This is a genomic window from Vibrio sp. Y20_XG_PY13, assembly GCF_024181925.1.
GTDB lineage: Bacteria > Pseudomonadota > Gammaproteobacteria > Enterobacterales > Vibrionaceae > Vibrio > Vibrio parahaemolyticus.
On sequence record NZ_JAMZAL010000007.1, the window covers coordinates 250,615 to 259,317 of the forward strand.

Annotated in this window: 9 protein-coding genes, 2 tRNA genes and 2 rRNA genes; 3 read left to right on the forward strand and 10 right to left on the reverse strand. The window is 45.2% G+C overall.

The genetic code is table 11. The annotated features are described in order from the left end of the window. Positions 1-5 precede the first annotated feature (5 nt). The 3 genes from NL646_RS17545 to phoB are packed head-to-tail and all read right to left on the reverse strand — an operon-like array spanning position 6 to position 2,993. The gene (locus tag NL646_RS17545) at positions 6-965 is read right to left on the reverse strand and encodes a PstS family phosphate ABC transporter substrate-binding protein (protein WP_025516870.1); all 960 of its coding nucleotides are present in this window, start codon (positions 963-965) and stop codon (positions 6-8) included. Beyond that, the gene (phoR, locus tag NL646_RS17550) at positions 965-2,263 is read right to left on the reverse strand and encodes a phosphate regulon sensor histidine kinase PhoR (RefSeq protein WP_005460158.1); all 1,299 of its coding nucleotides are present in this window, start codon (positions 2,261-2,263) and stop codon (positions 965-967) included. Before phoR ends, NL646_RS17545 begins: the two co-directional genes overlap by 1 nt. Positions 2,264-2,303: 40 nt before the next feature. Beyond that, positions 2,304-2,993, reverse strand: a complete 690-nt coding sequence (phoB, locus tag NL646_RS17555) for a phosphate regulon transcriptional regulator PhoB (RefSeq protein WP_005460184.1) — start codon at positions 2,991-2,993, stop codon at positions 2,304-2,306. Positions 2,994-3,217: 224 nt separating this feature from the next. On the opposite strand from phoB, the gene rdgC reads away from it, so the two are divergent. The 3 genes from rdgC (at position 3,218) to NL646_RS17570 (ending at position 5,955) form a co-directional block, all read left to right on the forward strand. Next, on the forward strand, positions 3,218-4,132 hold the full coding sequence (gene rdgC / locus NL646_RS17560) for a recombination-associated protein RdgC (protein WP_025570594.1): 915 nt from the start codon (positions 3,218-3,220) through the stop codon (positions 4,130-4,132). Between the two features lie 165 nt (positions 4,133-4,297). Then, positions 4,298-5,698, forward strand: a complete 1,401-nt coding sequence (yegQ, locus tag NL646_RS17565; protein WP_005496358.1) for a tRNA 5-hydroxyuridine modification protein YegQ — start codon at positions 4,298-4,300, stop codon at positions 5,696-5,698. A gap of 2 nt (positions 5,699-5,700) precedes the next feature. After that, a complete protein-coding gene (locus tag NL646_RS17570) occupies positions 5,701-5,955 on the forward strand; it encodes a YfhL family 4Fe-4S dicluster ferredoxin (RefSeq protein ID WP_005460170.1) in 255 nt (84 codons plus the stop codon). A gap of 42 nt (positions 5,956-5,997) precedes the next feature. On the opposite strand, the gene NL646_RS17575 is transcribed toward NL646_RS17570, so the two are convergent. From NL646_RS17575 to NL646_RS17605, 7 genes are all read right to left on the reverse strand, one after another. After that, positions 5,998-6,306, reverse strand: coding sequence for a hypothetical protein (locus NL646_RS17575; protein ID WP_005496359.1), 309 nt, complete (start codon positions 6,304-6,306; stop codon positions 5,998-6,000). Between the two features lie 320 nt (positions 6,307-6,626). After that, complete coding sequence (mepA, locus tag NL646_RS17580) at positions 6,627-7,463, reverse strand: penicillin-insensitive murein endopeptidase (RefSeq protein WP_253664493.1); 837 nt, start codon at positions 7,461-7,463, stop codon at positions 6,627-6,629. A gap of 12 nt (positions 7,464-7,475) precedes the next feature. Continuing rightward, the gene (locus NL646_RS17585; protein ID WP_005483015.1) at positions 7,476-7,808 is read right to left on the reverse strand and encodes a DUF1904 domain-containing protein; all 333 of its coding nucleotides are present in this window, start codon (positions 7,806-7,808) and stop codon (positions 7,476-7,478) included. Between the two features lie 376 nt (positions 7,809-8,184). Beyond that, positions 8,185-8,261, reverse strand: a tRNA-Trp gene (locus NL646_RS17590). Between the two features lie 35 nt (positions 8,262-8,296). After that, positions 8,297-8,373 (reverse strand) — tRNA-Asp (locus NL646_RS17595). A 30-nt stretch (positions 8,374-8,403) separates the two neighbouring features. Beyond that, positions 8,404-8,519: ribosomal RNA gene (gene rrf, locus NL646_RS17600) — 5S ribosomal RNA — on the reverse strand. Between the two features lie 91 nt (positions 8,520-8,610). Then, positions 8,611-8,703 (reverse strand): 23S ribosomal RNA (locus NL646_RS17605); the annotation flags it as partial.

Sequence of the window (8,703 nt, forward strand, 5' to 3'; positions counted from 1 at the left end):
TCGGCTTAAAGGCCGACTTTTTTTAACTCTTCCGCAGCGAAATCTGCAGTGATCGGCACATAGCCATCTTTTTCGACTAACGCTTGTCCCTGAGCAGAGAACATAAAACGAATAAACTCGGCTTCTATTGGAGACAACGGGTAATCAGGATGCTTGTTCACGTATACATAAAGGTAGCGTGATAGTGGGTACTTACCTGAGACAATATTTGTACGAGTCGGGCTAACATAGTTAACCCCCTTTTTAGCGATGGGAACCAACCTTACGCCAGCCACTCGATAACCAACGCCAGAATAACCAACTCCGCTGATGGTCGATGCCACAGATTGCACCACAGAAGCCGAGCCCGGTTGTTCATTCACTCGAGTTTTGAAGTCACCGCCACACAGCGCATTGCTTTTGAAGTAACCATACGTCCCGGACACAGAGTTACGCCCAAACAACTGCAAGTTGCGCTTTGCCCATTCGGCTTTTAAACCTAGTTGCTGCCAGTTAGTGATGAACTGACTTTCTCCACAACGCAACGTAGCGGAAAACATGGCGTCCAATTGATTAAAGTTCAAACCTTGAATGGGATTGTCTTGATGCACAAAAATACCAATAGCATCAATAGCAACGCGCAACGCTGTAGGTTTGTAACCATGCTGTCGCTCGAACGCCTCGATTTCTTTCAAACGCATCGGGCGGCTCATTGGGCCAAACTGCGCCGTTTGCTCTGTTAAAGCAGGTGGCGCCGTTGACGAGCCTGAAGCTTGAACTTGCGCGTTGATGTTCGGGTAAATGGATTTAAACTCTTCCACCCAAAGTGTGGTCATCCCCGCCAAAGTGTCTGAGCCTACCGAAAGCAAGTTACCAACAATGCCAGTGGTTTTATGGTAGTTCGGTAATGGCTTATCTTGAGCAACCGCCATACTCGAACAAATAAGCGCGATACAAGCGATAGCTTTACTGACTCGACGTCCCATTATTTCACCACCAAACGACTTGGAAGTACGAACGAGAACTTGCTTCCTACACCGACTTCACTTTGAATTTCCAGGTGTGAGTCATGATGGCTCAGCGCATGTTTCACAATTGCCAACCCTAAACCACTGCCACCCGTATCGCGTGAACGTGCTTTATCAACTCGGTAGAAACGCTCAGTCAGTCGATGCAAGTGTTGTGGCTCAATACCATCACCACTGTCTTCAACTTCAAGGCACGCACCTTGTGCGGTTTGATACCAACGAACATGAATATTGGCTCCCGGAGGAGTGTACTTCACTGCGTTGTAAACAAGGTTGGAGATCGCGCTGCGCAATTGGTCATCATCTCCAAGCACACGAAGGCTGGTATCGACATCAAACTTGAGTTTATGTTGGTCATCACCACTTAAGCTGATCGCTTCTTTCTCTAAGACTTCAAGCATTGCTGGCACATTAACGACATCTTCCAACTCATGCATCGGCGCGGCTTCAATCTTAGATAAGGTAAGAAGTTGATTCACTAAGCTGTTCATGCGGTTAAGCTGCTCCGTCATCACCCCATGCGCTTTAGTCCACATCGGGCCGACGATCATGTCTGGGTCTTCCGTCATCTCCAGATAACCTTGTAGTACGGTCATCGGAGTGCGTAGCTCATGAGAAACGTTGGCGAAGAAGTTACGACGCATTCCTTCGAGTTGCTTAAGTTGGCTCACGTCACGCACCACCATCAGGTGTTCACCTTCCGTGTAAGGCACGATACGCAGTTCTAACATACGTTCGACATTCAACGGCGAGCGCATTTCTAGCGGTTCGGAGAAATCTTTTTTATTGAGGTACTTTATGAAATCTGGAGTTCGAATCAGGTTCGAGATAGGTTGACCGGAATCTTCTGGCCAATGGAAGCCTAACAGGTGTTGAGCTAATCGGTTACACCAAACAATGTTGCCTTCCGCGCGAAATACTACGACGGCATCAGGCAATGATTCGGCACCGTTTCTAAAGCGACGGATCAGATTGGTGAGCTCTTTGCGTTTACGACGTTGACGCTGTTGCAAACGATAGAGACCGTTAAAGAGAGACTCCCAGTTACCACTGCCAGACGGCGGAGTCAGGCGTTTTTCATCCCATAACCAAGAAGACAAGCGCACTTGGTTATGCAAATGCCACACAAGCTGTAAAGCCGTGGCAGCCAAAAGCAACCACGGCATATAACCGAATATCCACCCCACTATCACCCAAGGGGTGTAAAAAAAAGCCAGCTCCCAGGCCAGCTTTTTCCACGTTAATCTTTCAACCACTCATTACTCCAGAAATGGCATTGATAAGCTGCGTAAAAATCTAAGCCTTTGTTGAGAAGCGGTAACCAGCGCCACGAACGGTTTGAATCAGTTTGTCGTGACCGGCAGCTTCCAGTGCTTTACGAAGACGACGGATATGAACGTCAACAGTACGGTCTTCAACATAAACATTGGTGCCCCACACGTTATTTAGCAGCTGCTCACGGCTGTAAACACGCTCTTGATGGGTCATAAAGAAGTGCAGCATCTTGAACTCGGTAGGCCCCATATCAACCGCTTCATCATTCGCAGTAACACGGTGAGAAACAGGATCGAGTTTGAGACCTTGAACATCAATCACATCTTCTAATGCGGTCGGCGTAACACGGCGAATAACCGCTTTAAGGCGAGCAACTAACTCTTTAGGAGAAAACGGTTTGGTAATGTAGTCATCTGCACCAACCTCTAAACCGCGAACTTTATCTTCTTCTTCACCGCGAGCAGTCAGCATCACAACAGGAATGTTGCGTGTAAGCTCTTCACGTTTCATGTGTTTGATAAAGTTAATGCCACTACCGCCAGGTAACATCCAATCCAGTAATACTAAATCAGGGAAGGGTTCAGCCAGTTTGGTTACAGCAGTATCGTAATCTTCCGCCTCTACCGCCTGGTAACCTTTTTGTTCAAGCACGAAGCAAAGCATTTCACGAATTGGAGCTTCGTCTTCAACAACCAGAATCCTTCTAGACATAATTGAGTAACCTTATGTTTGTTGAGCTAATGAATTTAAGAGACAAAGCGCCCCTCGATGCATAAGCATTATCACTACCAATTATGACACTTTTGTGACCTTTGAAAACAAATTTTCATATAACTTTCTTTTGGGGTTCATCCTGATATTTTTCATTTCTATTAAGACATCAGCTCAAAAATTCCCTATGATTACTCCCTTGTCATCAAGCCTAGAGAAGATTTATGTGGTTTAAAAACTGTCTGGTATATCGCGTTAACCGCGAGGTTAACTTCAACGCCGATCAACTAGAAACTCAACTCGCTGAGTTTCGATTCACCCCTTGTGGTAGCCAAGATAAACAAAAGTTTGGTTGGGTTAGTGCTATGGGTCGACATGGCGACATGATGACGCACGTGTCAGAAAACCGCATTCTGATCTGTGCAAAAAAAGAAGAGAAAATGCTGCCTGCTTCTGTGATAAAAGAGTCTTTGAATGCAAAAGTAGACGCTATGGAAGCGCAAGAAGGTCGCCCTCTGAAGAAGAAAGAGAAAGATAACTTAAAAGATGACATCGTGATGGACTTACTGCCTCGTGCCTTTAGCCGCAGCAGCCACACTCACGTGTTGATTATGCCAAAAGAAGGCTTCATCCTTGTCGATGCAAGCAGCTACAAAAAAGCAGAAGACGTATTAGCGCTACTGCGTAAAACCATGGGTAGCTTACCTGTTGTTCCTGCGATTCCAGAAGTAGCAATTGAAACCACGCTAACTGAGTGGGTTAAAACAGGTAACACGCCGCAAGGCATCACCATGATGGACGAAGCTGAGTTAAAATCGGTACTTGAAGAAGGTGGCGTGATTCGCTGTAAGAAGCAAGAGCTGACCACAGATGAAATCCGCAATCACATCGCAGCTGACAAAGTCGTGACGAAACTTGCACTTAACTGGCAAGACCGAATCGAGTTCATCATGGCTGAAGATTCCGGCATCAAACGTCTAAAATTCTCAGATGAGTTGAAAGATCAAAACGACGATATCCCACGTGAAGATCAAGCGGCTCGCTTTGATGCTGACTTCTCACTAATGTGCGGTGAATTCAGCTCTTTCCTACCAAATCTATATGAAGCGCTAGGCGGCCTGCCTAACCCTAACGCATAAGATAACCCTACTTTTTAATAAATACGCCCTCACTTTTTGTAGGGCGTTTGTTCATCTAAAGCACAATTCTCCTAGTCACAGTTCACATTTTGACGTAAAATTTGCGCCCCATTTCCATAAGGTGGAATTGGCCTGACTTGTGATCAGATAAAAGAGAATTGAGCAATGACAACTGAGAAAGCATTCGTACCTGAGCTACTGTCTCCAGCGGGCAGCCTGAAAAATATGCGTTACGCATTCGCCTACGGCGCAGATGCAGTTTACGCTGGCCAACCTCGCTACAGCCTACGCGTACGTAACAACGAGTTTAACCACGAGAACCTAAAAATCGGTATCGATGAAGCACATGCCCTAGGCAAAAAGCTTTACGTGGTATGCAACATCCAACCACATAACTCGAAGCTAAAAACCTTCATTCGTGACCTTAAACCAGTCGTTGAGATGGGCCCTGACGCGTTGATCATGTCAGATCCTGGTCTAATCATGATGGTTCGTGAAGCTTTCCCAGAAATGCCAATTCACCTTTCTGTACAAGCAAACGCTGTAAACTGGGCAACCGTTAAGTTCTGGGCAGCGAATGGCGTTGAACGTGTAATCGTTTCTCGCGAGCTTTCTCTAGAAGAAATCGAAGAAATTCGTGAGCATTGCCCTGAAACTGAACTAGAAGTATTCGTTCACGGTGCACTATGTATGGCTTACTCTGGTCGTTGCCTACTTTCTGGTTACATTAACAAGCGTGACCCTAACCAAGGTACATGTACTAACGCATGTCGTTGGGAATACAAAGTTGAAGAAGGCAAAGAAAACGACGCTGGCGACATCGTTGAGAAGTTTGACCCAACTGAAGCACAGCCTGTTGAAGTTCAAGACGAGCGCCCTGAAACCACTATCGGTCGTGGTAAACCAACGGATGAAGTGGTTCTGCTTTCTGAAGCGCATCGTCCAGAAGAAAAAATGGCTGCTTACGAAGATGAACACGGCACTTACATCATGAACTCAAAAGACCTACGCGCGGTTCAGCACGTAGAGCGTCTAACTAAGATGGGTGTTCACTCACTAAAAATCGAAGGCCGCACTAAGTCGTTCTACTACTGCGCACGTACAGCGCAAGTTTACCGTAAAGCGATCGACGACGCAGTTGCAGGTAAACCATTCGATGAAAGCCTAATGGGTACACTAGAAAGCCTAGCTCACCGTGGTTACACAGAAGGTTTCCTACGTCGTCATACACACGATACTTACCAAAACTACGACTACGGTTACTCAGTCTCTGACGCACAACAATTTGTTGGTGAGTTCACAGGTAAACGTCGTGGCGACATGGCAGAAGTTGAAGTGAAAAACAAATTCGTTGTAGGTGACAGCCTGGAGTTAATGACACCAAAAGGTAACGTTGTTTTCACTCTAGAAGCGATGGAAAACCGCAAATCAGAGTCAATTGAAGACGCAAAAGGTAACGGCCACTTCGTATTCATTCCTGTTCCTGAAGACATGGACCTAGAATACGGTCTGTTGATGCGCAATCTAAACGCAGGCCAGGACACTCGTAACCCTACTGGTAAGTAATCATGGCGTTACTCATCACTGACAAATGCATTAACTGCGACATGTGTGATCCGGAATGCCCGAATGGCGCGATCAGCATGGGAGACAGCATCTTCGAAATCGACCCTAACTTATGTACTGAGTGCAAAGGTCATTACGAAAAGCCTACCTGTCAGTCAGTTTGTCCAATAACAAAATGTATTATTACTGATCCAAACCACATTGAGACAGAAGAGCAATTGCTTGAAAAGTTTGTGGTGATTCAGGGACTCGCCTAAATAAAATGAGGTTCAACTTTGCGAACAAAGTTGAACCTTTTTTTATCCTGATTTTTCGATTGGATAGATATTGCAAAACAACTCTTTCTCAAAGTGATACTCGAGTCTTTCACGCCAATTTTCAGCTTGAGATACAGGAATTAAATAGAAGTTTTCCCTGCTCGTATCTGTAACGAAAGCCATTCCATATTGCATTAGCTCGTAATGCACATCATTAACAAATCCCGGATCGAGACGCTGACGTCCCGTCAGGTGATTAACATCTTCACGAGTCAATAAAACTCCCTTGGGATCACTGCTAAATCTATGTCTTAACCACTCTGCAAATTCTTTTGCACAAATCATAGTCATGGTTTTGTCCTTGATTCATTCTACGGCAGGTCACTCCACAACCCCGCCTCAATACCTTGTCTGCGTTGCCTATTTTACTTACCAACCGACAGACATATTGTTCAGAAATCAGAGTATCGTGACGAAAGATCTTTCAAAACAGAGTCGTTACCACTCAACAATACATACAACCCGTTGTTTATTTAAGATTTCTATAATATGCCACCCAAACGAGTTGGGTTAGTTTTTGTATTGGTATTATTCACTGTAGACAAAAGTATGATGTTTCTCCAGTTTCATAAAAGAGATACCTGAGCCGAAACAAGAACAAAGATAAGACGTTATTTACTGACGATAAGTGGCTGACATTGTGGTGGAATCGCTTTTTTCTTTTTAGGTTTAGCCGCTACTTTTTCTGGCTGGGGCTTCGCTGGGACAACTGCTTTTGGCTTCCAACTCGCTAACTCCGAACCGCACCCATCACCAGAAGGAGGAGGTGCTTGATCGACACAATTAGAGCCTGAGTCAGGGCATGATAAGCGCACATGAAAATGATAATGATGTCCCCACCAAGGACGAACTTTACGTAGCCAAGAACGATCTTTTCCCCCTTCCTGAGCACACAGTTGCTCCTTGATAACAGGGTGAACAAAGATACGAGCCACCTCATCGCTCTTAGCAGCATAACGGATGAGTTCAAAATGCCTCTTATCCCATCGATGATTTAATATCGAGTAGTCTTGCAGATCAACCACACTCATCGGTTTCGGCAATTGAAGTTCGTTATAGGAGAGAGGAGAGTCAGCTAAACGCAACCAGATATCAATATCCAGCCCCGTTTGATGGCTTGAATGACCAGATGAAAAACGGCCGCCACGAGGTAAAGAAAGGTCGCCAATTAGTAAAGTAGTTTTTAACTTTTGATTCGCCTTTAAAGCTAGGCTTTCAACAAAATCTATAGTGTTAGGGTGCCCATAGTAGCGATTCGTTCGACTACGTAACACTTGATAACCTGTACCTTCTAAAGGCAGGGGGGAGGCCCCATCTAAGCAGCCGTTCGCGTAACTACCAATAGAAGAGGACATATTATGAGTGGGAGCACTAACTTGCTCCCATGGCGTAGCATAAAGAGGAGCTGAGACAAATAAACTGAAATAAAAAGAAAGACTCAGCCGCATCATACATCCCCTTTAGTAATGTTCACCATTATCATAGTAGGCATTTGGCGATAGTGCAGAAAAAATGACTGCTACATCAATATCTTCACCGACTACACCACGAACTTGTTGTGTAATTACTTTCGCCACCTTGTCTTGGGTCTCTTGTCCTCGATCAAACCACAAAACTTCAACAAAAGGATAAGCAGGACTTACCTCGCCCTCACTAAAGAAAGTTGTGTAGATGTACTCAAAAGTAAAATCTTCTCGTGGACTATTCATTAGTGGCTGGAGCTCGTCAGTCAGTGGCTTTGACAAAGCTTGTACCGCTTGAGGTTCTACAGCGCGAAATCGTAGATGTGGCATAAGGTTAATCCTATATTTGTATTGTCCTAAGATGATAACAGGAACAACAACGCTAATCATCCCAACAACAACTAGACGCGTTCTTAAAAATACCCAAAAAAACGCTAATAAATATCAACAAGAGCTTGAGATTCCAATCAGTGACATTCAACGACAAGGGATCACTAGCGGCTAGATATCAATCCCGCTGGAAATCTGCTGTTCTTTATATAGGGAAAGTAGATAAGAGATTAGGGCAGTTCAGACTTAGCTACCATTAGCTACCATTAGCTACGCGCCTAGAATCGCCTATTTGGGAACTTGAGTTCACAAAGAATAAATTTTGCCATTTTACAAACGTAAAAAAGCCCCAGTCTTTCGACTGAGGCTTTAAATATGGCAGGGGTGGAGAGATTCGAACTCCCAACACGCGGATTTGGAATCCGCTGCTCTGCCAATTGGAGCTACACCCCTGTAGTTCGTGTTTAATGAGACGACTCTCGAATAAGTGGCGGAGCGGACGGGACTCGAACCCGCGACCCCCGGCGTGACAGGCCGGTATTCTAACCAACTGAACTACCGCTCCGCACTGGTTAGACCTAAGTCTAAATTTAAAGCCTGGCGATGTCCTACTCTCACATGGGGAAACCCCACACTACCATCGGCGCTATTTCGTTTCACTTCTGAGTTCGGAATGGAGTCAGGTGGGTCCAAAACGCTATGGTCGCCAAGCAAATTCTTTAATTCGGAAAGCTGTTTCTGTGTTCTCTACACATTCAATTCTGTTCTTGCTTCGAGTCCATCAAAACCCCTTGGGTGTTGTATGGTTAAGCCTCACGGGCAATTAGTATCAGTTAGCTCAATGCCTCACAGCACTTACACACCTGACCTATCAACGTCGTAGTCTCCGACAACC

What these genes read in the sequence shown, in the direction of transcription:
- NL646_RS17545 (WP_025516870.1), bottom strand. Translation starts at nt 965, where the DNA reads ATGGGACGTCGAGTCAGTAAAGCTATCGCTTGTATCGCGCTTATTTGT.
- phoB (WP_005460184.1), bottom strand. Translation starts at nt 2,993, where the DNA reads ATGTCTAGAAGGATTCTGGTTGTTGAAGACGAAGCTCCAATTCGTGAA.
- rdgC (WP_025570594.1), top strand. Translation starts at nt 3,218, where the DNA reads ATGTGGTTTAAAAACTGTCTGGTATATCGCGTTAACCGCGAGGTTAAC.
- yegQ (WP_005496358.1), top strand. Translation starts at nt 4,298, where the DNA reads ATGACAACTGAGAAAGCATTCGTACCTGAGCTACTGTCTCCAGCGGGC.
- NL646_RS17570 (WP_005460170.1), top strand. Translation starts at nt 5,701, where the DNA reads ATGGCGTTACTCATCACTGACAAATGCATTAACTGCGACATGTGTGAT.
- NL646_RS17575 (WP_005496359.1), bottom strand. Translation starts at nt 6,306, where the DNA reads ATGACTATGATTTGTGCAAAAGAATTTGCAGAGTGGTTAAGACATAGA.
- mepA (WP_253664493.1), bottom strand. Translation starts at nt 7,463, where the DNA reads ATGCGGCTGAGTCTTTCTTTTTATTTCAGTTTATTTGTCTCAGCTCCT.
- NL646_RS17585 (WP_005483015.1), bottom strand. Translation starts at nt 7,808, where the DNA reads ATGCCACATCTACGATTTCGCGCTGTAGAACCTCAAGCGGTACAAGCT.